General features: G+C 41.3%; 25 protein-coding genes and 1 rRNA gene. 6 read left to right on the plus strand and 20 right to left on the minus strand.

What is annotated here, in order from left to right; translation table 11 throughout:
* Positions 1-1,550: ribosomal RNA gene (locus V5M37_RS19120) — 16S ribosomal RNA — on the minus strand.
* Positions 1,551-1,943: 393 nt separating this feature from the next.
* Between V5M37_RS19120 and V5M37_RS19125 the strand changes: the two genes are divergently transcribed.
* Positions 1,944-2,081, plus strand: a complete 138-nt coding sequence (locus tag V5M37_RS19125) for a hypothetical protein (protein WP_423798731.1) — start codon at positions 1,944-1,946, stop codon at positions 2,079-2,081.
* A gap of 54 nt (positions 2,082-2,135) precedes the next feature.
* Here the strand turns inward: V5M37_RS19125 and V5M37_RS19130 are convergent, their stop codons facing one another.
* The 5 genes from V5M37_RS19130 to V5M37_RS19150 all read right to left on the minus strand — a co-directional run bounded on the left by V5M37_RS19130 (position 2,136) and on the right by V5M37_RS19150 (position 6,041).
* Positions 2,136-2,888, minus strand: coding sequence for an exodeoxyribonuclease III (locus V5M37_RS19130; RefSeq protein ID WP_423798732.1), 753 nt, complete (start codon positions 2,886-2,888; stop codon positions 2,136-2,138).
* Positions 2,889-3,015: 127 nt separating this feature from the next.
* Positions 3,016-3,801 (minus strand): divergent polysaccharide deacetylase family protein, encoded by a 786-nt coding sequence (locus V5M37_RS19135; protein ID WP_423798733.1) that lies wholly within the window; start codon positions 3,799-3,801, stop codon positions 3,016-3,018.
* A 102-nt stretch (positions 3,802-3,903) separates the two neighbouring features.
* Positions 3,904-4,344 (minus strand): peptidylprolyl isomerase, encoded by a 441-nt coding sequence (locus V5M37_RS19140; RefSeq protein WP_213120631.1) that lies wholly within the window; start codon positions 4,342-4,344, stop codon positions 3,904-3,906.
* 199 nt (positions 4,345-4,543) lie between these two features.
* A complete protein-coding gene (locus V5M37_RS19145) occupies positions 4,544-4,990 on the minus strand; it encodes a CBO0543 family protein (protein WP_423798734.1) in 447 nt (148 codons plus the stop codon).
* Positions 4,923-6,041, minus strand: coding sequence for a DUF2515 domain-containing protein (locus V5M37_RS19150; protein WP_423798735.1), 1,119 nt, complete (start codon positions 6,039-6,041; stop codon positions 4,923-4,925). Before V5M37_RS19150 ends, V5M37_RS19145 begins: the two co-directional genes overlap by 68 nt.
* Positions 6,042-6,140: 99 nt before the next feature.
* On the opposite strand from V5M37_RS19150, the gene shc reads away from it, so the two are divergent.
* On the plus strand, positions 6,141-7,988 hold the full coding sequence (shc, locus tag V5M37_RS19155; RefSeq protein WP_423802649.1) for a squalene--hopene cyclase: 1,848 nt from the start codon (positions 6,141-6,143) through the stop codon (positions 7,986-7,988).
* Positions 7,989-8,019: 31 nt separating this feature from the next.
* Here the strand turns inward: shc and mug are convergent, their stop codons facing one another.
* A complete protein-coding gene (gene mug, locus V5M37_RS19160; protein WP_423798736.1) occupies positions 8,020-8,526 on the minus strand; it encodes a G/U mismatch-specific DNA glycosylase in 507 nt (168 codons plus the stop codon).
* 116 nt (positions 8,527-8,642) lie between these two features.
* Between mug and V5M37_RS19165 the strand changes: the two genes are divergently transcribed.
* Genes V5M37_RS19165 through V5M37_RS19180 form a run of 4 tightly spaced genes read left to right on the plus strand, consistent with a single transcriptional unit; the run spans position 8,643 to position 11,024 of the window.
* Positions 8,643-9,281 (plus strand): copper amine oxidase N-terminal domain-containing protein, encoded by a 639-nt coding sequence (locus V5M37_RS19165; RefSeq protein WP_423798737.1) that lies wholly within the window; start codon positions 8,643-8,645, stop codon positions 9,279-9,281.
* Between the two features lie 16 nt (positions 9,282-9,297).
* Positions 9,298-9,546: a hypothetical protein gene (locus V5M37_RS19170; protein WP_423798738.1), complete on the plus strand. Its 249-nt coding sequence runs from the start codon at positions 9,298-9,300 to the stop codon at positions 9,544-9,546.
* On the plus strand, positions 9,521-10,453 hold the full coding sequence (locus tag V5M37_RS19175; protein WP_423798739.1) for an FAD:protein FMN transferase: 933 nt from the start codon (positions 9,521-9,523) through the stop codon (positions 10,451-10,453). Before V5M37_RS19170 ends, V5M37_RS19175 begins: the two co-directional genes overlap by 26 nt.
* A gap of 4 nt (positions 10,454-10,457) precedes the next feature.
* A complete protein-coding gene (locus V5M37_RS19180) occupies positions 10,458-11,024 on the plus strand; it encodes a ferric reductase-like transmembrane domain-containing protein (RefSeq protein ID WP_423798740.1) in 567 nt (188 codons plus the stop codon).
* Positions 11,025-11,046: 22 nt separating this feature from the next.
* Here the strand turns inward: V5M37_RS19180 and V5M37_RS19185 are convergent, their stop codons facing one another.
* The 13 genes from V5M37_RS19185 to V5M37_RS19245 all read right to left on the minus strand — a co-directional run bounded on the left by V5M37_RS19185 (position 11,047) and on the right by V5M37_RS19245 (position 23,256).
* Positions 11,047-12,270 carry a sensor histidine kinase gene (locus tag V5M37_RS19185; RefSeq protein ID WP_423798741.1) on the minus strand — a complete coding sequence of 408 codons (1,224 nt, stop codon included), beginning with the start codon at positions 12,268-12,270 and terminating at the stop codon, positions 11,047-11,049.
* Positions 12,263-12,940, minus strand: a complete 678-nt coding sequence (locus V5M37_RS19190) for a response regulator transcription factor (RefSeq protein ID WP_423798742.1) — start codon at positions 12,938-12,940, stop codon at positions 12,263-12,265. The genes V5M37_RS19185 and V5M37_RS19190 overlap by 8 nt, the downstream gene beginning before the upstream one ends.
* A gap of 96 nt (positions 12,941-13,036) precedes the next feature.
* The gene (locus V5M37_RS19195) at positions 13,037-13,624 is read right to left on the minus strand and encodes a YitT family protein (protein WP_423798743.1); all 588 of its coding nucleotides are present in this window, start codon (positions 13,622-13,624) and stop codon (positions 13,037-13,039) included.
* Positions 13,625-13,734: 110 nt separating this feature from the next.
* Complete coding sequence (locus V5M37_RS19200; protein WP_423798744.1) at positions 13,735-15,060, minus strand: Na+/H+ antiporter NhaC family protein; 1,326 nt, start codon at positions 15,058-15,060, stop codon at positions 13,735-13,737.
* A gap of 109 nt (positions 15,061-15,169) precedes the next feature.
* Positions 15,170-15,583 carry a hypothetical protein gene (locus tag V5M37_RS19205; RefSeq protein WP_423798745.1) on the minus strand — a complete coding sequence of 138 codons (414 nt, stop codon included), beginning with the start codon at positions 15,581-15,583 and terminating at the stop codon, positions 15,170-15,172.
* 45 nt (positions 15,584-15,628) lie between these two features.
* Positions 15,629-16,843: a S1C family serine protease gene (locus V5M37_RS19210; protein ID WP_378583624.1), complete on the minus strand. Its 1,215-nt coding sequence runs from the start codon at positions 16,841-16,843 to the stop codon at positions 15,629-15,631.
* Between the two features lie 224 nt (positions 16,844-17,067).
* On the minus strand, positions 17,068-18,492 hold the full coding sequence (locus V5M37_RS19215; RefSeq protein ID WP_423798746.1) for an ATP-binding protein: 1,425 nt from the start codon (positions 18,490-18,492) through the stop codon (positions 17,068-17,070).
* Positions 18,470-19,165: a winged helix-turn-helix domain-containing protein gene (locus V5M37_RS19220; protein ID WP_423798747.1), complete on the minus strand. Its 696-nt coding sequence runs from the start codon at positions 19,163-19,165 to the stop codon at positions 18,470-18,472. The genes V5M37_RS19215 and V5M37_RS19220 overlap by 23 nt, the downstream gene beginning before the upstream one ends.
* Positions 19,166-19,340: 175 nt before the next feature.
* Positions 19,341-20,123: an enoyl-CoA hydratase/isomerase family protein gene (locus tag V5M37_RS19225; RefSeq protein WP_423798748.1), complete on the minus strand. Its 783-nt coding sequence runs from the start codon at positions 20,121-20,123 to the stop codon at positions 19,341-19,343.
* 40 nt (positions 20,124-20,163) lie between these two features.
* Positions 20,164-20,934 carry an SDR family NAD(P)-dependent oxidoreductase gene (locus V5M37_RS19230; protein WP_423798749.1) on the minus strand — a complete coding sequence of 257 codons (771 nt, stop codon included), beginning with the start codon at positions 20,932-20,934 and terminating at the stop codon, positions 20,164-20,166.
* 30 nt (positions 20,935-20,964) lie between these two features.
* Positions 20,965-21,705 carry a 2-phosphosulfolactate phosphatase gene (locus tag V5M37_RS19235; RefSeq protein WP_423798750.1) on the minus strand — a complete coding sequence of 247 codons (741 nt, stop codon included), beginning with the start codon at positions 21,703-21,705 and terminating at the stop codon, positions 20,965-20,967.
* A gap of 17 nt (positions 21,706-21,722) precedes the next feature.
* The gene (locus V5M37_RS19240) at positions 21,723-22,799 is read right to left on the minus strand and encodes a phosphotransferase family protein (RefSeq protein ID WP_423798751.1); all 1,077 of its coding nucleotides are present in this window, start codon (positions 22,797-22,799) and stop codon (positions 21,723-21,725) included.
* Positions 22,800-22,854: 55 nt separating this feature from the next.
* Positions 22,855-23,256, minus strand: coding sequence for an acyl-CoA thioesterase (locus V5M37_RS19245; RefSeq protein WP_423798752.1), 402 nt, complete (start codon positions 23,254-23,256; stop codon positions 22,855-22,857).
* Positions 23,257-23,302 lie beyond the last annotated feature (46 nt).

Here is a 23,302-nt window from a genome sequence, read left to right on the forward strand (position 1 = left end):
AAAGGAGGTGATCCAGCCGCACCTTCCGATACGGCTACCTTGTTACGACTTCACCCCAATCATCTGTCCCACCTTAGGCGGCTGGCTCCTTACGGTTACCCCACCGACTTCGGGTGTTACAAACTCTCGTGGTGTGACGGGCGGTGTGTACAAGGCCCGGGAACGTATTCACCGCGGCATGCTGATCCGCGATTACTAGCGATTCCGGCTTCATGCAGGCGAGTTGCAGCCTGCAATCCGAACTGAGAATGGTTTTATGGGATTGGCTCCACCTCGCGGCTTCGCTGCCCTTTGTACCATCCATTGTAGCACGTGTGTAGCCCAGGTCATAAGGGGCATGATGATTTGACGTCATCCCCACCTTCCTCCGGTTTGTCACCGGCAGTCACCTTAGAGTGCCCAACTGAATGCTGGCAACTAAGATCAAGGGTTGCGCTCGTTGCGGGACTTAACCCAACATCTCACGACACGAGCTGACGACAACCATGCACCACCTGTCACTCTGTCCCCCGAAGGGGAAATTCCTATCTCTAGGAGTGTCAGAGGATGTCAAGACCTGGTAAGGTTCTTCGCGTTGCTTCGAATTAAACCACATGCTCCACCGCTTGTGCGGGCCCCCGTCAATTCCTTTGAGTTTCAGCCTTGCGGCCGTACTCCCCAGGCGGAGTGCTTAATGCGTTAGCTGCAGCACTAAAGGGCGGAAACCCTCTAACACTTAGCACTCATCGTTTACGGCGTGGACTACCAGGGTATCTAATCCTGTTTGCTCCCCACGCTTTCGCGCCTCAGCGTCAGTTACAGACCAGAAAGCCGCCTTCGCCACTGGTGTTCCTCCACATCTCTACGCATTTCACCGCTACACGTGGAATTCCGCTTTCCTCTTCTGCACTCAAGTCCCCCAGTTTCCAATGACCCTCCACGGTTGAGCCGTGGGCTTTCACATCAGACTTAAAGGACCGCCTGCGCGCGCTTTACGCCCAATAATTCCGGACAACGCTTGCCACCTACGTATTACCGCGGCTGCTGGCACGTAGTTAGCCGTGGCTTTCTGGTCAGGTACCGTCAAGGTACCGGCAGTTACTCCGATACTTGTTCTTCCCTGACAACAGAGCTTTACGACCCGAAGGCCTTCATCGCTCACGCGGCGTTGCTCCATCAGACTTTCGTCCATTGTGGAAGATTCCCTACTGCTGCCTCCCGTAGGAGTCTGGGCCGTGTCTCAGTCCCAGTGTGGCCGATCACCCTCTCAGGTCGGCTACGCATCGTCGCCTTGGTGAGCCGTTACCTCACCAACTAGCTAATGCGCCGCGGGCCCATCTGTAAGTGTCAGCCGAAACCGACTTTCAACCTTCCCTCATGTGAGGGAAGAAATTATCCGGTATTAGCTCCGGTTTCCCGAAGTTATCCCAGTCTTACAGGCAGGTTGCCCACGTGTTACTCACCCGTCCGCCGCTAACCACCAGGAGCAAGCTCCCAGTGATTCGCTCGACTTGCATGTATTAGGCACGCCGCCAGCGTTCGTCCTGAGCCAGGATCAAACTCTCCAATAAAGTTGAGTTGATTAGCTCAAAAATGTTACGTTGGCTCATGTTTTCTATTTAGTAGAAGAAACATGATAATTATTGTTTGTTGACGTTTTTGTTTGTTTAGTTTTCAAAGAACTATCTACTAATCTATCAATTAGCGACATTTGTTATATTAACATAATGCCTTCTCTTTGTCAACCTTCATCAAGATAATTTATGAAACAGAACTTTTCTTCCAACTATCTCGCATCAGCGACAATGTTTATATTACTACTCAAATGAATGTTCGTCAACTGCTATTTTTAACTATGATAAAAGTTCATTTCAAATAGTAATTTTTATTTTTAAAAACGTTTAGTTTTCTTCTGCTTGGGAAAAAATACTTAAGTAATTTTTCTCTAGGAAGGGGCTGTTAATATGAATTTCAATCCAATGAAAAAAGAAAATGATACAGATTTCGTCGACTCAAGCGCTCAAGAACAACTAGGCAATTCAACCGATTCAGATAAGAATCCTGAATTTGACGAACTGGGAACACCTCTTAATGAAATTTAAGGTTAAAAAAACCCTTTGCCAAACCATGACAAAGGGTTTTTTTAACCTTAATCCTTAATGTATTTCCAGCACTACAGGACAATGATCACTACCCATAACATGAGCGTGAATATCAGCATTTTTTAAACGCTCACCTAAAGTTTGCGAGACGATGAAGTAGTCAATCCGCCATCCGATATTTCTTTCTCGAACTTTATTCATGTATGACCACCACGTATAAGCTCCCTCTTTATCCGGATAGAAATGTCGGAAGCTGTCGACAAATCCTGCCTCCAGAAGTGTTGACATTTTAGCACGTTCTTCGTCTGTAAAACCTGAATTCCCTACATTTGATTTCGGATTCCTTAAATCAATTTCCATGTGGGCAACATTTAAATCGCCGCAAAAGACAACAGGCTTTATCTTATCCAGCTCTTGCAGATGCTGAAGAATCCGCACCTCCCATTCCAAACGGTACCCTAGCCTTGCTAAGTCTCTCTGGGAGTTTGGTGTATATACATTGACCAAGAAAAAATCAGGGAATTCTAATGTAAGAATTCGACCTTCATTTTCATCATCTTCCTGTCCCACTCCATATTTAACTGATAACGGTTCAGCTTTTGTAAAAACAGCCGTACCTGAATAACCTTTCTTAACGGCATAGTTCCAGTATTGATGATAGCCGTCTAACTCCAGACTAATTTGCCCTTCTTGCAATTTCGTTTCCTGAATACAAAAGATATCCGCATCAACCTCATTAAAATATTCCAAAAAGCCTTTTTTCACACAAGCTCTAAGACCGTTCACATTCCATGAAACTAGTTTCATTTAATGATCCTACTCCCTTATGACTCTTATTCTATTTAATAAAGGTCATTGTATCAGCTTTAGGTGACACACGGAAAGGATTTTGTTCAGAAAATAAATGGAAAAAGGCAACGAATCGCTGCCTTTATTAGGGGATAAATTTCTTTTCAATTAATTGATAGTCAAAAAGCTGTGATACAGGAACAATTTTGATATTCTTCTTATTAAATTCGTCCATCGACTGCAAAATTCCATTCGAGCAGACTTTCCCAGTCACTCCAACATGGCCAATTGCAATAGCCTTTCTTTTTATCTCTGTCTTTTTTGCCAGCAGGTTCATCTGTTTTCGGACATGTGCGGGGGATGTAATATCATCCAGAAAGACATCATTCTTTAATAAAGGAACACCCATTTCGGCTGCAATCTTAGGGAATTTCGATTTGCTGCTAGTGCCGCTGTCAACGATATATAGATTTTTTTCCTTCGCTACCTCGACAATTGCGCGGACAATATTTTCATTCTCCACAGCCAGCGAGCCCATGTGATTATTAAGTCCGACAGCATACGGAACGCTCTTAACAGCCTCTAAAACACGTTCTCTTACTTGCTTTGGGGATAGGTCCGCGGTAATGGGTTTAGGTCCAAGCCATGATCGTTTCCCTCTTTTAGGCTCCATCGGCAAATGAATCATGACTTCAAAGCCATTTTTATGAGCCAATTGCGCGTGTTTTTTCGAGTTGTCGGTAAAAGGCATGACCGCAGCTGTAATAGGTACATCTCCTTCTAGAAAGTCACTCGCCCCTTTGACACAGCCCCCAAAGTCATCAATAATAATGGCCGCTTTAAGGTTTTTTGCCTCTGATTCCTTTGCAATCACTTTTGTATTAATAGGAAGAACCAATAGTAAAAGGAGAAAAACCACGAATTTCTTCAATATAAAGACCCCCGTATCTGAGTTATTAAAGATATTTTCCCCTTGTTACACTTTATTAGTCCAAAGAAAAAGAGAGCTAAAAATCAGCTCTCCCGTAAAAAATTATTCTTCATCAAAAACGCGTACTTCTTTCATGGTGTCACCGTTTCTCATTGATCTTACGGCCTCAAGATCAGAAGTTACTTGCCCAAAAACAGTATGGACACCATTTAGGTGCGGCTGTGATTCATGAACGATAAAGAATTGGCTGCCGCCAGTGTCTCTTCCCGCATGAGCCATGGAAAGTGAACCAGGTACATGCTTATGTGGATTGCCTTCCGTTTCACACTTTATAGTGTAGCCGGGACCACCCATTCCTGTTCCTGTAGGGTCACCCCCCTGAGATACGAAGCCCGGAATTACTCGGTGAAAAATAACTCCATTGTAAAAACCTGAGTTCGCCAGTTTCTCAAAGTTTTCAACTGTCCCCGGCGCTTCGTTTTGAAATAAATCAAACTCGATTTTCGCGCCATTTTCCATCAATATGTATCCTTTTTTAGCCATATATAACACTCCTTATGTAAAAAATCATCTTAATCATACACTTTTCATCAAAGAAAAGAAAGTATTGGCACATTTGCCCATTTATATTTTTTACAGAAGTGTGTTAAAATAATTTTACCCCTTCCGAACATTCGCTTGTTGCGGGACACTTAACCACTGTACGGACGGAAGGGGCAGCCGAGACTTTGTCTCGGCTTTTTTATTTTTTTTCTTTTTCCAGCCATTGAAAAAACATCGTTACCGCTGATAAAAATAAAAGATACCCAAAAAAAGTGTAAATGTGCTTCCACTCCACCGCATGCTTAAACAAGCCAAGAACCTCAGCTAATTTTTCTAGAATGGGTATCAATAAACTGGCAAACAGGATTACACCCATCCTCCCCCATTTATTCAAACCAGCAATCACATATAAAAAAACGGCCATAAATATCGGAAGCACCACAAGCGTAAACGCGATATTTATGGAAAAAACGTCCGCTAGCGGGCGAAACGTAAACTCATACATTCCCTTACCTACAAAATAAAGATCCAAATAAGTCCCTATTAATGAGCCGAGCACCCCGCCAGCCAACACATGCTTAAAAGTTAATCGTCTTTTTGGCAAGAGCTGCGATTTCGAGCCGTTCAAGTGTTTTACAGTATTCATCTCTTATCTCTCCGTCCATCATTTCCATATCGTCCACTAAATAATCCGCCACACGCCAGTCTTCAAACCAATCCCCAGGCTCCGCTTCCGTCTGGATGACATTTTTCCAAGCATTTTCAAGATTCGGGCTGTAAAATCTTCTTGCTCCCTTCCTAAGCCTGCAGGATTTCAGGCGCAGCGGATAAGCTATACCGGGTGTCCCCTCATTCACATTATTAAAAAGATGCGGCCAATAATCCTTTCGCGATCCAGTATGCGGATGCAATTTTGCCCATTCCAAAGCTTGTATATGAAAATCTTTATTTTTAAAAAGAACGGAATATAACCTTTTCCCAAGTAAAATCCGTTCATGCAGGGATTCAAATTGATGAAGCGTCTGGCCCTTCAGCCCGCCATCTCCATAAGGAAATAGAATATGGTTGAAGGAAAGCACGTCCTGTAGAATAAATTCAAACTTATTTAATACCTCTTTCTGGTAAACCAGATTTTGAACCACCCTTTTTTCCAAGTAACTCTGTTCGTTAATGACCATTGCAATACAATGAATATAGCGGTCATGATTCTCCCAAAAGTAATTCCAAATCGTTTCCATAAAGGTCGAAACATTTAAATGCGAAAGCATATAAAACATTGGTTTACCCCTGCGCAGACTTTCCTCATAAAGCAGAAATTGCGGATAAACATCCTGGAAAATCAGCCAATTACCTCTCTCCAAAAAAGAAAAAAACGAATCTCTTTCTTTTTTTGATAGCAGTTTCGTTAAAAATTCCCCTTTTAAATCGGTCATGTTGTACCCACCGTTTCGTGAAACCATATGACCCAAAAATGCCCATTGGATATCTGGGTACTGGAGATAGAAATCAAGGTAGGCTTTTGTCCTTGTGACATTATTAATGTTATGTTTTGCTGTTACCTTTTTTATATTTTCTAAAAGAACTTGATCTCTCCCTGTTAACGGGATCTGGACCACAGCTGCCCCTTTATTTTTTTTTCTTAATTCTGCCCGGATGATTTCTAGCGGCGGTTTGTCACGATTCCTCCAAAAAAACAAGGCAAATACCCCCAATACGAATGGTCCTTGCACAATAGGAATATGTATAGCCTAAGGAGTTTTGCCTAAGAAAGGAGTGACCTGCTGGTGGATATACAAATGGGTATCGATTGGATTATTGACAGGCTTAGAAAAGACCAATCTCCCGACGGCTCCTGGGATTATCCTTTTGATACAGGAATTTCAACAGATGCTTTTACCATCATTTTATTACGCACATTGGAGATACATGATGAAGAATTAATCGAAGGTCTTTGCAGGCGGATTTTAAGTAAGCAGGAAAAAAACGGGGCTTGGAAGCTTTTTTATGATGAGGGAAATGGAAATGTATCATCTACACTGGAGGCGTACTATGCCCTCCTTTTCTCCGGATATTACTCAAAAAAAGACAAGAATTTACAGGCGGCAAAGAAATTTATTTTAGCCCATGGCGGTCTAAAAGAGGTTAGTACGTATACGAAAATCATGCTAGCCCTAACTGGCCAATACAGGTGGCCTTCGTTTTCACCACTGCCGATTGAAGTTATTCTTTTGCCGACTAACTTCCCGATCAATTTCTATTCCTTTTCTGTGTTTGGGCGGGCTAATTTGACACCAATAATGATTCTTGCCTCCAAGAAGTTATCGATAAAAGCTAAAAATGCTCCCGACTTAACCGACCTGCACATCCACCGGGAGGCAGACGAACAATGGATTCGTTCGGATGAATGGCGCTCGTTGTTATCCTTGATTGAAGATGGAGTGGAGAATTTAATTGGCATCCCGGAAGAGCTCAGAAACTTAGCATTTGAACGAGCAAAGAAATATATGCTGGACAGGATTGAACCGGATGGAACATTTTTAAGTTACTACAGCAGTACCTTCTTAATGATTTTTGCCCTGCTCTCACTTGGCTATAAAAAAACGGACTCGGTTATTACCAAAGCGATTGAGGGACTAAAGTCCATGAAATGTGAAATAAACGGTTTTCCCCATATGCAATACACAACAGCAACTGTTTGGAATACATCCTTAATAAGCTTTGCCTTGCAATCAGCTGGATTATCTCCGGAAGACACCATGGTTGCAGAAGCAAATCGTTACCTTTTAACTCGCCAGCAGCATAAATTTGGCGATTGGGTGATTCATAATCCCAACAGCTTACCTGGAGGCTGGGGCTTTTCGAATATAAATACAATCCTGCCCGATGTGGATGACACGACCGCCTCCCTTAGGTCACTTTCAAGAATTGCCTCCTCTGAAAAAGCGGCTTGGGAGAGAGGAATCAGCTGGACCTTGTCGATGCAAAATGATGACGGCGGCTGGCCAGCCTTTGAGAGAAAAGCCGATTCAAATTGGTTGAAATTATTGCCGCTAGAAAAAGGCGAGTTTTTGCTAAAGGACCCGACATGTGCCGATCTCACTGGAAGAACATTAGAGTTCTTTGGTAATTATACAAATTTGCCCAAAAACCATACTGTCATAAAAAAAGGCATCAACTGGCTTTGGAAAGACCAAAAGCGAGACGGCTCCTGGTATGGCCGCTGGGGAATTTGCTATATGTACGGAACCTGGGCAGCTATTACCGGATTACTGGCAGTTGACATACCAGAAAGGGACCAACGTATTCAAAAAGCAGCGGACTGGTTAAAAAACATTCAAAATCCGGATGGCGGGTGGGGAGAGTCCTGTCACAGCGATTACCAAAAGACCTACATTCCGCTCCGGTCCAGTACTCTTACCCATACCGCATGGGCACTTGATGCCTTGATTACACTTGCCGATAAACCGACTCCCGTGATTCAAAAAGGGATTGCCCATCTATTAGAATCGTTAGATAAAGACGACTGGACAACAGAGTATCCAAAAGGACAGGGAATGGGCGGTGCCTTCTATATCCATTACCACAGCTACCGGTACATCTTCCCGCTTATCGCCCTAACCCACTATCAAAAAAAATACCAATAATAAGAATCGACGGACTCCTTGAGCCGTCGTTTTATTTTACGACTAACCTGGCAAGCTCCCGATAAATCTCCACCATCTCTTCGAGCTTCATTCTGACCAATCCGCTTGTGTTCGGGGCAACAAAGTCAACCGACCCCGGCACAATGGCCTCCTCCTGTATCCCCCATGGGGCTGTTTTCCGGCCGCTGTATTCCAGATATACGCCTTTTCCTACATAACAAACTATTTGAGGCTTCAGTCTTTCAATCTTTTGTTTTAAAATGTCCCTGCCTTCTTTGAATTCTTCCTTCGTGATTTCAGCGGCCGCTTTTGTGGGCCTTGCCACTATATTTGTAATCCCCATTCCTAATTCCAGCAATAAATCACCTTCCGATGGGTCTAATTTTCTTGGTGTCAACCCTGATTCATGAAGGATTTTCCAAAAACGGTTGCTTGGACCTGCAAAATGATGGCCTGTTTCACTTGAGCGGACCCCGGGATTAAAGCCGACGAATAAAACAGCTAAATTTTCCTTTATTCGATCTCTAACTGGTTTCATGGTCATAGCCCTTTCTTATAAACTGAACTTTTTTTATTTTAGCATAGTCTTTTCAGATTCCTTTCAGACAAAGGGGCTAAACTTCAGTTAATAAGATTAATGGAGGTGTCCGATTGATGACGAAACAGAAAAAATTATTTACCGTACTTGCCAGCTTATTTGTGATTTTCTCAATTGGAACAACTGCTGTTATAGCGGATGATGACGATGATGGGAAGCGTGAGTATTTTCAGTCTTACGATGAAGATGATGAAGAGGACTCTGAAATGGAAGATCATGGTGACGACTTCGAGGGGTGGGAAAATCAGGTCCAAAGTCCCGTCACGCAAGCCCAATCACAAGAATTTTGGAATATTTGGACACGTGAACCACGAACTAATGCCAATAACGTTTTACCAGTAGATACTCCATCCGAAATGGCAGTCAACAATGGTAACCAAGAATCTCGCCTTTATGTCATTCCTCAGAATGGGCAACTGCTTATTTCTGCAAAGGCATTTTCTGATACTGTTGGAGCAGAAGCAGTTTTTTACCCTAAGAGTAGAATTTGTATCCTCACAAAGGGTGATAAAGAATTAATTGTTCGAGCAGGCTCGAATGCAATCTATGAAAATCAACTGAAAACTCCAATGCCGACAAAAGCTGTCTATATGGAAAATTCCGTTTTCTTTCCAATCTCAGTAGCAGCAAACGGGTTGGGCTTTCGCGTCTCGTGGGATGAAACAAATTCAGCATTCACTTTAAAACCACTATAAAGGAAAGGTGAGGAAAATGGCAAAATCAACAAAATCAAAATGGCTGCTAGGCGTAACTGGAACCGCTCTTACAGCTTTTGTCATCACACAAATTGGGACAAATCCGGGAAATGAGGGGTCTGTTGTGAATGACCTGTCTCTAACAAAATCAATGAGCAAGGAAGAAAGGGAATATGCCAAACTTGATTGGTCTAACTTTGTCATAAACGGAGAATCTGTCTCGGGAGGTGTAAGACAAAGTGACCACCAAACCCGAAGATCATGATGATTTTGATTTTTTGGTCCTAGAGGCAATGAACACGTCATTTTATATTGCCATCTCCAATACTGACATTTCAAATTGGAAGGAGATTATGACCGGATGGATTCGGTATGTTGAAAAGGAATGGTCTCGTTTTAATCCCAACAATGAACTCGGATTATTGAATAGGTTGGCGCCGGGAGAAACCGCTAAGGTCTCCCCTCCGCTCTTTGACGTACTCTATCAGGCAGAACAATATCGCAAGAAGACGAAAGGATACTTCTCACCCTATTTACTTGCCCAGATGCAATACCACGGCTATACAAACTCCTTTCCATTCCAGTCTAGTTTGAAAGTTGGGAACGAAGTGCCCGTCAATTGTACTGAAGAACACACGCCATATGTTTTCACCTTTGAGACCTTTACGATAAAAAAACAAAGTGAAAATCAAATAGATTTAGGAGGTATTGGTAAAGGCTATGCCGCCCAAGCTGCAGCACGATGGCTAAAAAATATCGGTGGGGCCAAGTCAGGGATTGTTGACGGCGGCGGCGATATTACATGCTGGTCCGATGGAAAGAAGGAATGGAAAATCGGTGTAGCCCACCCTTTTAAAGAAAATCAAGAAATGGCTAACATTCCATTAAAAAACGGAAGCATTGCTACCTCTAATATCGTCTATCGCAGTTGGGTACAGGAGAAGGAGATAAAACACCACCTATTAAACGGGAAAACAGGTCTGCCAGTTAAATCAGAAATCCTTCAAGCAACTGTCATTACAGAAAACTGCCAGGACGCAGAGGTAATGGCTAAGCTTTGCTTTATGGAAAAAGATAGCACATTAATGAAGGCATTAGCGGGTATTAACCCCCACTATTCAGTGCTTCTCGCTCATGAAGATGAAACGATTACTACCTTTAAAGGAAGGTGATAACTTGATAAACGACTATATTTCGATTTGGACATTGATTCGCAGCTCTGGTTTTTTGGCCTATTTTTTCATGACCATTTCCCTTGCAATCGGGTTGGTCAGTTCCTTTATGGTGATGAAGAAAAAGAAAGCATATCTTCTTTCCCTTCATCAAATCAGCGGCTGGTATGGTTTGTTGACGATTGTTTTTCATCTCATGTTAATTTGGCGCGATCAATATGTTCCGTATTCCATTCCAGAACTTTTTGTCCCTTTACTTGCAAACAATCAACCTATATATTCTACTCTTGGCACATTATCATTTTATCTATTTTTCATTGTGATGATTTCTTCAGATTTTTTCATAAAAAAATTAGGGATAAAAAATTGGAAAAAACTCCATCTTGCAGTTTTTCCGGCATGGGTGCTAATGGTTTTGCACGGGCTATTGATTGGAACAGATTCAACAGAGCGGTGGGCATTGGTTTTATACGCCGGTAGTATTTCTCTCATTTTTGTTCTATCAATCCTAAAATATATCGAAACCATCATGCATGGGTCTGAGGCTAAGCAAGGCAAACTGAAAAATTAAAACGGCAGCCAATCCTGCCGTTTTAATTTTTGTCTTTTATTGTGACCGTAAAAACACTGCCTTTACCCAGCATGCTTTGCACGGATATTTTTCCTCCGTGGGCCTCCACAATCGACTTGGCAATTGATAGACCTAAACCGGAGCCTCCTTTTGCTCTTGAGGCATCTGTCCGGTAAAAACGGTCAAATATAAAAGGAAGATTTTCTTGCGCAATGCCGCACCCTGAATCTTCAACAGTAATAATTTTTTCAGCAGATGTTAATGTTAATGTAAGCTTTACTGTCCCTTCATTTGTATACTTGAATGCATTATCCAACAATATATAAACTAATTCCTGTATCCTTGTTTCATCGCAAACTAGAAAAATCTCAGGTTCAATTTTTTGCGCAAATATGATATTGGCTGGTTTCTTCCGTAAGAACCGCTTGGATATGGAAGTTAACAATTCCGATAAATTAACCTCTTTCATCTCCATGGTTAATTGGTTCTTATCACTTCTGGCCAATAGGAGTAAATCATTGACCAGTCTATTCATTAATTGGGCTTCAGTTTGTAAATCATGAAGGACTTCTATTCCAAGTGGACTCATATTCTGACTCTCTTCGCGGTTTAACAGGTCAATCGAACTGTAAAAAATACTTAATGGAGTTCTTAGTTCATGTGAGGCATCGGAAACAAACTTTTCCTGTTTGTGATAAGCTGTTTTAATAGGCTTCATCGCTTGTCCAGCAAAATAATAACCTAAATAGGCAAAAATCAAACTAAAAAATACCGTTAACGCAATCAACGTCCATGTGATTTTTTGAATCAAGTGTTTTTCTGATGTAATATCCATTCCTAGGACGACAAAGCCATAAGAACCAAGAGGCTGTATCTCGACAAGTATATGCTTGTCTTCCCATTGAATCCTTTCCGCTTTGTCAGCATTTGTAATTGGGATATTTCCCACCCATTGATAGAATCCCCGAATGTTTTCCTCCCCATACACAAACTCTATCTGGTGGTTAAGTACATAATAAAATATCGTTCGGTTCGGATCATACTCTATTCCATGGTGTTCGCTCTCATAAAGGTCCTCGAGGAAATCAGACTTTTCTTTGTCAAAATACCCCATTAGCTGCTCTTCTTCCTTTGCATTGATTTCATGCGAAATAAGGAGGTAGAGGATTCCAATAAACAAAACAAGCAAACTGACCAGAGATAAAGTATAAACAACCGTTAAACGCCTTTTCACTTGATTAAACATTGGTATTTCTCACCTTATAGCCGATTCCGCGGACATTTTGAATTAAGGAAGGCTTTCCAGGAATATCAACCTTTTTGCGCACCAATTTCACTAGGGCATCAAGCGCATTATCCGAAACCTCAGCATCATAGCCCCAAAGCTTGTCGAACAGAATTTCTCTTGTCAAAACTTGATTTGCGTTTCGCATCAACAATTCCAATAGTTGATATTCCTTTTTCGTTAAATCAATTATAAACCCATTTCTTTTAAATTCATGGGTATTCAGATTCAAGGAGAAATCATTGATCGCGATCAATTCTTCAACAGGTTTCTCCTTCCGGCGGCAAATTGCCCGAATCCGTGCCGAAAGCTCATTAAACTCAAATGGTTTTACAATGTAATCGTCTGCTCCTGAATCTAAACCTGTGATGATGTCTTCATTGGCATCTTTAGCCGTAACAAATAAAATTCCACTTTGGATCTCCTTCTCGCGCAGCCGTTTGTAGACTGAAAGCCCAGTTTCCCCGGGCAGCATCCAGTCCAGAATAATAACATCATAGTTATAGATGCGGGCATTGTCATATGCCTCTTTGCCACTGGTCACCCAATCGACAAGATGAAATTCTTTTTTTAACAAGTGTGTCATTATTTTTCCCAGCCGGACATCATCTTCCGCCAGTAAAATATTCACCTTAAACACTCCGTTTCAAAAAATTTCCTTTTACTATTATCATAGCAATCAATTCTGAAAAATGAGTGAATAAATAGTGAACATCGTCATCATTGCTTATTTAATTTTTGAAATTTCTATCCTGCCAATCGAGGTAATAATGCTGATCAACAATCCGATAATCGTAACAATGACTAATGAATACAAGAATTTTGGATCCTTTAGTAGCAGCAGACCTGAAATAATAATCATTCCATCGATGGTTAAGGCAACCAACCCTACATTCACCTTGGACCATTTGGAAATAATCAGCGCAAGCAAGTCGATTCCGCCGGGACTGATATGATTTCTTAACATCACGCCAACACCGATCCCGATTATAATGGCACCAATTATGATACTGCTTAAGATAGGCATATGAAAGACACCGCCGAGCGGCAGCCAAAATTGAATCATTACCCCTGAAACAATAGCACCTATTAATCCATCGATAAAAAGGTTTGGTTCATATTTAATCGCAAACAAGTAAACTGGGATATTCAATAGAATAAATATAATTCCCGGGTTTAAGTCCCAAAGATAATTGGCCAACAGACTAATCCCAAAAAACCCGCCATTTATTAGGTGGAAGGGGAGGATAAACCCGTTAATGCCAATTCCAATCATCGACGTTCCAAAGCCAATTATTACCCATTTTTTCAGCATCTCGTCATCCCTTGTCCAAGTTCTTTATTACCACTTATATGTTATAAAAATGGACTTCATTCATAGGATTCAGATTGCAAAAAAAACAGGAACCGAGAAATGGATCCTGTTTACGCAGCAGCGGTTCGCTTTTTATTATTTTTGAGCAGTTGTTTTAGACGAGAAATTCCTAATGTTATAAATGGCAAAATCCATAAAAATAAGGCATACGGCAAATAATCCACTAACGAAACCCCGACAATGGTACTGCACATAATGGCCAATACACTCCATGGAACCATTCCTGGAAACAGCATTGTCGAATCGCCCAATACTCTAGCCAATTCTTCCTTCCCATAACGATTTGACCAATGCGGCAGGAACGCCCTCCCAGTCAAAATAATCGGAAGCGTTTGATTAGCGGCAATTAAACTGATAATCAAAGTGGCTGTCAGGACTTTAACGGTGTCACTCGTTAAGGAGCTTGATGACTGCAGCCATTTATCCAAATAAGGCTGAATGACATTCAATTCCTCTAATAATCCATTATAGGCCCCGGCGAGAGCCAAAAATAGCAGCAATTCATACATATGAATGAACCCGCCGCCCAAACCATCGATTCCGTACCATAAGGCATTGATAATTTTGCCAAAAGCATTGCCATCAAGAACAGCTAGAATGGACGCAGAGAGAATGCTAGAAAGAAAAGCATAAATGATACTCATTCGAAAAATCACAAATAGTATTAAGATAAGTGGCGGGAAAAATTTCGTCAACGATAGCTTGCTCCATTCCAAATGCTCAGAATGGACAACTGTCTCAGCTGAAAGATAATAGTCTAGAACATCGTAAAAGATTAAGCAAAGAAATATCGCGAGAATGGTTGTTAGCAACATCGCTTTCCCCTGCTTCTTAAGCGGTATTTCGACTGTGTGTGAAACCAGCTGATGCGAACTCGAAAATGGGGATGTCCTGTCCCCGACAAACGCTCCAGAAACCAATGCACCGGCGGCCACCTCCACCGGAAGATGCAGAACCATTGCTGTTCCAAGAATTGGTACTCCAATTGCACTTAATGTTCCAACGGTTGTACCGAGCAGCATCGACATTGTTAACGCAGCAATAAACGTCAGAAGAAAAAAATGCTCCGGGCTAATCAACCCAAGTGCAACTTGAACCATTTGGTCAATCGTCCCGGACAGATACCATGAGGGTAATAAAAATCCTACTAAGAATAGGATCAGTATGACGATTTTTGTTTTATTTATACCACTCCAGCAAATTTTTAAAATACCCTTATAAGGAATCCCTTTTTTAGCAGAAAGTTGAAATAGAATAAGAAATCCCGGAAGAAAGCCAATTACAAGCGGAAGATGTAAAAAGACAGACGTTATCACACCAATTAAGGTTATTAAAAGAACAATTAGTATTTGTCTTAAGGAAAAAGTAAAATTCATTAGGAGACCACCTTTTTAATAGGAACATACCCATTATATGAGATGTTTCGCCTTTCGAAAAGATGGAAAAATTAGAGTAGCGTCGCTTCATCTTATTAAAAAGAAATTCTTAATGGAGATACTTTTTACCAACGCTAAATCTTCGCCGATAAACAAACTTCCTTAAATCCCTTTCTTTAAGGTTTCCATCATATAACAAAAACAACAGTGATTGAAACTCTGGATACCGTTTCATGACAAAAAGAGCGAACTCCTTCCGTTCGCCCTTTAATTTTGCTAAAAACTCTTGGTCTTGTTTAATTTCATTCAGCTGAATTTCAAAATAAGCTTTTGTATCCTCCCACTTTTCGATCCTTTTCTCCAAAATGTCACGGGCATATATCGGTAATTTTTCAATCACAAGATCAATATAGCCTTCAGACCACATTAGCATTTTATCCTTCTCAGGGAGTTCAAAAAGCATAGTCAGCAGCTCAATATCATCCACAAAATCGCTTGTTGCATATTTTCCAATTCGGTTCACCATATCACCCCAAATTTGAAGTTAATGGTTTTATCTTTTCTAAATCTATTCGCTATTATTATTCGTCAACTTGGCAGTTAACGTTTTTTGTTTTCCATCACGATATATTTCAAATTTAATCTCATCGCCAACTTTAACCTTTGAGTATAGATATTTTCTTAAATCCGATGAATTAGCAATTGCTGTTCCGTTCATAGAAACAATCACGTCCTTTGGCTCGAAGCCTGCTTTGGCGGCGGCGGAATTCGGGTCAATATTCATGACCAAAACCCCTTTGGTGATATTTTCAGGAAGACTTTGCCAATACATTTGCGAAACTTGATTTAAGTCTGCCAGTCCAACCCCTAAATAGGGACGCACAATTTTTCCGTTTTGGATTAGTTGATTAACGATTGGAATAACATCATTGCTTGGGATGGCAAATCCCAGACCTTCCACACCATTTTCGGAAATTTTCATGCTATTAATGCCAACGACAAGCCCCTGAGAATTGATTAGCGCCCCTCCGCTGTTTCCTGGATTAATCGCTGCATCTGTCTGGATGACATTGGTTTCCCAGTTCCCTGCTGATGTCGAAACTGGAATGCTTCTATTCGTGGCACTGACAATTCCCTGGGTTACAGTCCTGGAAAGCTCTAGCCCCAATGGATTTCCGATTGCGTAAACCTGGTCGCCGGGACGAAGGGTTGATGAATCGCCAAATTGAACTGTTGTCGTAACATTTTTAGCATCAATTTTTAAAACTGCAAGGTCAGTCAAGGCATCTGTGCCGACAACTTCTGCTGTTGTTTTTTCACCATTGTATAAGGAAACCTCCAACTTCGAAGCACCCTCTACCACATGGTTATTAGTAACGATGTAGGCAAAATCACCTTTTTTTTGAAAAAGAACCCCTGAGCCCGAACCAGATTCTACACTTTGGGATGAATTTGAACTCCGGAAAAACGGATCATTTTGCTGCTGGTAATTGACAATACCGACAATCGCCTTTGAAACCTGCTCCACTGTATCAGCAATAGAAGCAGAATCTGAAGTGGACTTTGTTGACACCGGTCTAACCGTTGAAGCCGTACTCTTGGCTGCCTGTGAACTGCTTGTGTCTTGATTTGCCGCTGCCGGATAATAGTTCTGGAAGTAATCAGTGTGCGGCAGGACTGCTAATGTCAATGCAGATCCGACCACTCCTGCCGCTACCGTCGAAACAAATCCTTTTACAAAACCTTTTTTGGGTTTGCTTTTAACAGGAGGAGCGGTCCTCATCTGCTCTGTTCCGGGCTGGATTCTTGTCACTTCATACGAATCGTTTTGAGTTTGATTGATTTCATTCGGATCTCTGAATTCCATCGTAATCTTCTCCTTTAAGTATGTTAACTTCTTATCTTGTCTTTACTATACCTGACAAATTTTAAGAAATTATTAACAAACTTTAACGGCTTTTAGAAATTATTATGAAAAAAGCCGCGGGAGCAATTTTCCCACGACGTTTATTTTGGAAAACGAATAATAAATTTTGTCCCTTTCCCTTTTTCACTCACAACATTTATATCCCCACTATGGAGAAGCACTAGCTGTTTCACAATAGAAAGTCCTAGACCAAACTCACCATAAGGGTTACTGGTTCTGGAAATATCAGCTTTGTAAAAGCGGCGCCAGATTTTTTCTACTTCAGCAGGATCAATCCCAATTCCGGTATCCTCCACTTCAATGATGACGCTGTCCGGCTCTTCCCTTCCGCGAAGCCAGATGGTTCCCTCTCTTGTAAATTGAATGCTATTTTTCGTTATATTAATTAAGATTTGAATAAGCCGGTCGTAATCGGCTTTTACGTAAACTTCCGGTGCTGCTTCAACAATGATTTGATTGTTTTTTTCTTCCGCCTGAAGACTTAATTGCTCCTGTATTATCTCAAGAACTTCCAAAAGCTCAATTTCTTCCTTCATTAACTGTATCTGGTTGGAACGGATTTTTTCAAAATCAAGATTTTCATTGACGAGACGAATCAGTCTTTTTGCCTCTTGACTGACTAGGTTTATGCCTCTTTCTTTATCTTCTTCAGAAATCATATTGTTTTTTAGCCCTTCAATCACTCCGCTTATGGTCGTAAGCGGTGTCCTCATTTCATGAGAAACATCGGCCATAAATTGACGACGGCGGTTTTCCAAGCTTTCAATCTCGGCCATAGAAGTATTGATTTTATCAACCATGTGATTAAAATCATTTGCTAATTCTCCGATTTCATCATAATTTGAGGATTGAACATGAACATTATAATCCCCTTTAGATACTTGGGAGGTTGCCTCCCGAAGCCTTCTAATCCTTTTCACATGAATTCTTGATAAGTACCAGCTCTGAAGGAAAGAAACACCAAAAGCAATCAAAATAGTATACAATAAAATCTTATTAATTTCTTGAATCATTTCGAGGGAACCGCTAATCGGTGAGGTGAGCAGAATTCCCCCATAGAATTTTCCATTTTCCAAATAGGGTAAAACGACAAATGTTACGCCATCCTGGTCAAATCTTTTATAATCGCTTTGAACAATAATCGTCTTACCCTTTTCTAAGCTTTCCCAATCCTCCCGGGGCAGGTATTTAATTTCTGGCCCTCGATTAGAAACTAAATACAATTTGCCATCCCGATCAAATAAACTAAAGCTTATTTTACGAGCTGGTAAAACAGAACTATATTTATTAAGCACGATTTCGGTTGCATACGGATTTTCTTTAATATCCGACAAAATAGCTTTGCCATAGGAAATTAGTTCATCCGCCTTGTTCCTATAAACAAGGTTTTCAAGATAATGGGCAAATAATAAACTTAATAGTAAAAACGCTACAATAATAATGCTAATATGGCTGCTAAACTGTTGATAAAAGTAACGGAACTTAGTCTGTTTTAAGCGCGTCATCGAACTTATACCCTACTCCCCAAACAGTATGGAAGAATGGCTGCTCCGAAGTTTCCACCTTTTTCCGCAACCTTTTGATATGCACATCAACGGTTCGTTCATCTCCATAAAACTGATAGCCCCAGACCCTTTCAAGCAGCTGCTCCCGTGAGAAAACCTGGCGAGGATGCTCCGCCATATAGAAAAGCAAATCAAACTCCTTGGGGGTCAAATTGGTTATCGGAGTCCCGTCAACCATTACTTCTCTAGTTGTTTTGTTGATTTTAAAATGGTCTGTTTCCAATACCCCTTCGTTATCTTTTGGTGCCTGGACCTGAACACGCCGGGTTACTGCCTTAATCCTGGCCATCAGGGTCAGCGGGCTGAACGGCTTCGTTACATAGTCATCCGCTCCCATTTCAAGGCCAAGAACCTGGTCTGACTCGCTGTCCTTTGCTGTTAGCATAATGATGGGGACAGTATTTTTTTCTTCTCTGATCTTTCGGCATATGGTGACCCCATCCATGCCGGGCAGCATCCAATCAACAATCAAAGCATCCCATGTGCCATTTTCAAACTGGTTATAACCTTCCAATCCATCATTAATAAAGACTCCTTCTATACCTTCCTTTGCAAAAAACATTTCAATCATTGAACAAACACTTTTATTATCCTCGATCACTAATATTTTCACTAATGCTCAACTCCCAGAGTTAGAAACTTGATACTATTAGTGTAAACAAATTTGCAAACATAGCAAACCTTCTGTATTATTCTTCCCTATTAATTAATACATTGTTCATATTCTGTTAATATTCTCATAGAAAAAGAGGCCTTGAGTGGGCTCAGGGGGCCTCCTTCATAAACTCCTATTTCCCTTTAAATACCGGTTTTCTCTTTTCTTTAAAGGCTGTAGTTCCTTCTTTATGGTCCTCTGATTCAACCATAATCATTTGGGTTAAACGCTCTAGCTCAAGAATCTCTTCCAGCGATGAAGTAAACGCTTTTTCAACCAGTTTCTTCTGTTTTCCATATGACAATCCTGGACCATTAGCTAATTTTAAAGCTAATTTAGTTGTTTCTTCTTGAAGCTTCTCAGCCGGAACAAGATAATTGATGACACCTAGTTGATAAAGACGTTCGGCCGGAATAGGCTCTGCTGTAAAGAAGAATTGCTTGGCTAAATGCGGACCAACCAATCTAGGAAGGAAATAAGAACCGCCTCCATCAGAAATCAGCCCGACCTGGGAAAAGCTTAGCGCATATTTACTGTCCTCGGCTGCGACTATTAGGTCACAGGCTAGAACCAAATTAAAGCCTGCACCCGCAGCAAAGCCGTGAACCGCGGCAATTATCGGCTTTTCAACATCCTTCATTAATAAAATAAGCTCATTCAGTTTGCCAATATGTTCATAAACTTGAACTCCAGATCTTCCCTGTCCCATCCCTTTCACGTCACCGCCTGCACAGAAGGAACGGCCGGATCCAGATAAGACGATTGCTTGGATATCGTCATCATTTTGCGCGTTTCTGAGAGCATCCTTCAATCCTAAAATCATTTCCGGGCTAAAGGCATTTAGACTTTCCGGGCGGTTCAAGGTCAGTGATAAAACAGGTCCTAATTTTTCTACTAATAAATGTTCTTGCGCCATCATAATCTCCCTTTCCATTTAAAAATTTTTGATTTTGACATTATTTAATCAGCCAGCCGCCATCCACTAGTAAATCAGAACCGGTCATATAGGAGGCATCGCTGGATGCTGCAAACGCTATGACACTTGCAATTTCCTCAGGAGTTCCCACTCTCGCCATTGCCGTATTTTTTTCAATGGCACGGACAAAACGTTCGTTTTGCAGGCCTCGTTCGGTCAGCGGGGTCTCGACAAACCCTGGCGAAACGGAGTTCACGCGGATTCCGTATTTAGAAAAATCCAATGCCAATGATCTTGTAAAATTAATCACTGCCGCTTTAGCTGCACTATAGTGAGGAATTTCCGCCCCAGCCTGGTGTCCCGATAATGAGGCAATATTGACAATCGCACGATTGTGCTCGGAACGCTGTGCGCCCTCAATCATGATTTTCCCCATTGCTTTTGAGACAAGGAATACGCTCTTTAAATTCACATTTTGAACATAGTCCCAATCTGCTTCCGACATGTCTAATATTTTGTTGTGTCGTGACCCTCCTGCATTATTAACAAGAATGTGGAGATCACCATAATGCTGCTGGACATATTCTGCCAGCTCCTCGACATCTTCGGCATCCGTACAATCCGCTGGAAAAATTTCAGCCCTTGGAATTTTACTTTGGCGATTTATTTCTTCAGCCGTTTCTTCCAATTTTCTTTTTGTCCTGCCCACCAAAATGACCTTTGCCCCTTCACTTGCAAGCCTAATGGCAGCGGCTTTTCCTATTCCGCTTCCGGCCCCGGTAACTAACGCAACGGTATCTAAAAACCTCATCCGTTATCCCCCCTGATCTCCTTAAATTTTCTAGACAGTGCAAGCTGTCTCGATTACTACTTTTCCATTTTTCATAATCGGTACGATAGATGTAATCCCTTTAGAAACCGCGAGTTTCAAATCTGGATGTTGATCATATTTTTCTAATAGCCTGCCAACATAGGAGTTTACGAATATTTCATACCCAGCATGTTCCTGACCGCGGTAAAAATACATGGCAGCCTTTGCTGCGTCTGTTAGTTCGTGTTGGCCTGCTTTTACCAAACAATCAATTAGATGCCCTGAACCATAAAAGTCTTCTAAGCTGAGCTCTCCGGAATTTCCGGAACAAATGATAAGAACGGTTTGCTCTTCCTCAACATTCGCCAGCGTTTCGGCAACCGCAGGATTATTTAAAATCGAGGCTACATAAACCTTCTTGGCGGAAGCAGCCTTTCTTAAAGCAACTGTTCCATTTGTGGTAGATAAAATGAGCGTCTTACCTTTGACGTTCTCCCTGATTAAGGTTGGACTGGGATATAAAAAGCCGTCAATCGGTTTCGCATCCAGTTCACCAGCAAGAAGGCACGTATCTGGCATGAAATTTTCAGCTAAATCACTAGCTTCGGAACTGTTAAGAACAGGTATAACTTCCTTTGCTCCGTCCTTTAAAGCTGATACAATGGTTGTCGTGGCTAAAAGAATGTCTAAAACAACTGCCACTTTATTTCCTTCTAAAATTTTCTCCTCACTGATATCTTCCTTCTTCACAAGAAGGTGAATTTTGGCCATTTCATTCCATCCCCCTGCTAAAGCTTTTCATTGGCTGTAAATGTCGCATGCTGGATTAATCCCTTAACATAATTGTTTAGGGTTGCAAATCTTGTATCGCTTGTTTGACCTTTCTTATACCGATAATAGATTTGCTGGCAGATGACAGCGAGTTTGAAATAAGCAAACGTCAAATAGAAATGCAAGTTAGAGACATCCCTGCCGCTTTTTCTGGCATAACACTCAATAAATTCCTTCCTTGTGAAAAAACCTTCGTGGACAGCGGTAACCGGATCTCTGCCCATCCCTTTTTTCATGTTTTGCGGGTCCTCAGGAAGACTCCAGTAACTCATCGCAGCCCCCAAATCAGCAAGGGGGTCACCTACGGTTGTCATTTCCCAATCAAACAAACCGACCATCTCGGTAAAATCATTATTTAACATCGCATTATTCAGCTTGTAATCATAATGAATCACGGCAGCCTCTGAATGTTTAGGTATATTGCTCTCAAGCCACTTCTTCAGGGATTCCACCTCGGCAACTTCATCCGTTTTGGCCCGTTCATAACGGCCAATCCAGCCATGAACCTGCCGCTCCATAAAGCCATCAGGCTTGCTTATTTGCATTAGTCCTGTTTCCTTGTAGGGAAGAGCATGCAGTTTCGCCAGGTTTTCAACCATTAGTTCAGAAATCTGTTTACAAAGCTCAGGTGTCACATTTACTGCAGCAGGAAATGAAGTGTCCAAGACAATACCATGCTTTCGCTCCATAATAAAAAATGGGCTGCCTACAATCTCATGATTATCGGAGAACAGAAATGGCTTAGGCGCGGCCGGGAAGATGGGATTTAATTCTGTCAGAATCTTAAATTCCCGTTCCATATCATGTGCTTTTGGTGCCACCGGACCAAGAGGAGGACGTCTTAACACTGCCTCCCAATCTCCCATCCTTATTTGATAGGTTAAATTCGAGGCACCTGCAGAAAACTGTAAAATTTCCAGCGGGGCACTCGGCAATGAATTAATATTCTCACGCAAAAACGTTTCTAAAATAGCTAGATTTAACTCCTCTCCTATACGAACAGGAATCGTATCCTTATTCATTTGATAAGGCATGTTTTCATCCTCCCTTCAATTCAAAAAATTCAGATTTTTATTATTTTGGATAACCCTATGAATACACCAGATGACTTTTCAGTTTATCTAATAAAACTTCAGGCAGCGGCTCACTTTGTTGTTTTTCAAAATCAAAGCAGACCATCACCGCATTCCCTTGGGCAATCAGTTTACTAGTTTGCGAACAAATGATTTCATGGTCTAGGTGAAAGCTTTTCGACCCAATTTTGGAGACGCTTGTTTTAATTATTAATTGTTGATTGAAATACCCTTGGCTTATAAAATCACATTTCGTAGAAGCAAGGATAAAATTCCAATCCCGTGCATCAACTTGGTAGCCAATTGCTTCAAAAAAGCGAATCCTTGCTTCTTCAAGGTAAATGAAATAACTTGTATTATTGATATGGCCTAATGCGTCTGTTTCGCCGAAACGAACAGTTATCTGTATTTCGTGCATATTCTTCTTTTATACCTCCGTCTCTACATTCGTTTTGAAAAACAAG

This window comes from Neobacillus sp. SAB-20_R2A (assembly GCF_049568635.1).
Classification (GTDB): Bacteria; Bacillota; Bacilli; order Bacillales; family Cytobacillaceae; genus Neobacillus; species Neobacillus citreus.

Bases quoted from the DNA above. Each gene is read 5' to 3' on its own strand.
- V5M37_RS19125 (WP_423798731.1), top strand. From the start codon at position 1,944: ATGAATTTCAATCCAATGAAAAAAGAAAATGATACAGATTTCGTCGAC.
- V5M37_RS19130 (WP_423798732.1), bottom strand. From the start codon at position 2,888: ATGAAACTAGTTTCATGGAATGTGAACGGTCTTAGAGCTTGTGTGAAA.
- V5M37_RS19140 (WP_213120631.1), bottom strand. From the start codon at position 4,344: ATGGCTAAAAAAGGATACATATTGATGGAAAATGGCGCGAAAATCGAG.
- V5M37_RS19145 (WP_423798734.1), bottom strand. From the start codon at position 4,990: ATGAATACTGTAAAACACTTGAACGGCTCGAAATCGCAGCTCTTGCCA.
- shc (WP_423802649.1), top strand. From the start codon at position 6,141: ATGGGTATCGATTGGATTATTGACAGGCTTAGAAAAGACCAATCTCCC.
- mug (WP_423798736.1), bottom strand. From the start codon at position 8,526: ATGAAACCAGTTAGAGATCGAATAAAGGAAAATTTAGCTGTTTTATTC.
- V5M37_RS19165 (WP_423798737.1), top strand. From the start codon at position 8,643: ATGACGAAACAGAAAAAATTATTTACCGTACTTGCCAGCTTATTTGTG.
- V5M37_RS19170 (WP_423798738.1), top strand. From the start codon at position 9,298: ATGGCAAAATCAACAAAATCAAAATGGCTGCTAGGCGTAACTGGAACC.
- V5M37_RS19185 (WP_423798741.1), bottom strand. From the start codon at position 12,270: ATGTTTAATCAAGTGAAAAGGCGTTTAACGGTTGTTTATACTTTATCT.
- V5M37_RS19195 (WP_423798743.1), bottom strand. From the start codon at position 13,624: ATGCTGAAAAAATGGGTAATAATTGGCTTTGGAACGTCGATGATTGGA.
- V5M37_RS19200 (WP_423798744.1), bottom strand. From the start codon at position 15,060: ATGAATTTTACTTTTTCCTTAAGACAAATACTAATTGTTCTTTTAATA.
- V5M37_RS19210 (WP_378583624.1), bottom strand. From the start codon at position 16,843: ATGAGGACCGCTCCTCCTGTTAAAAGCAAACCCAAAAAAGGTTTTGTA.
- V5M37_RS19215 (WP_423798746.1), bottom strand. From the start codon at position 18,492: ATGACGCGCTTAAAACAGACTAAGTTCCGTTACTTTTATCAACAGTTT.
- V5M37_RS19225 (WP_423798748.1), bottom strand. From the start codon at position 20,123: ATGGCGCAAGAACATTTATTAGTAGAAAAATTAGGACCTGTTTTATCA.
- V5M37_RS19230 (WP_423798749.1), bottom strand. From the start codon at position 20,934: ATGAGGTTTTTAGATACCGTTGCGTTAGTTACCGGGGCCGGAAGCGGA.
- V5M37_RS19235 (WP_423798750.1), bottom strand. From the start codon at position 21,705: ATGGCCAAAATTCACCTTCTTGTGAAGAAGGAAGATATCAGTGAGGAG.
- V5M37_RS19240 (WP_423798751.1), bottom strand. From the start codon at position 22,799: ATGCCTTATCAAATGAATAAGGATACGATTCCTGTTCGTATAGGAGAG.
- V5M37_RS19245 (WP_423798752.1), bottom strand. From the start codon at position 23,256: ATGCACGAAATACAGATAACTGTTCGTTTCGGCGAAACAGACGCATTA.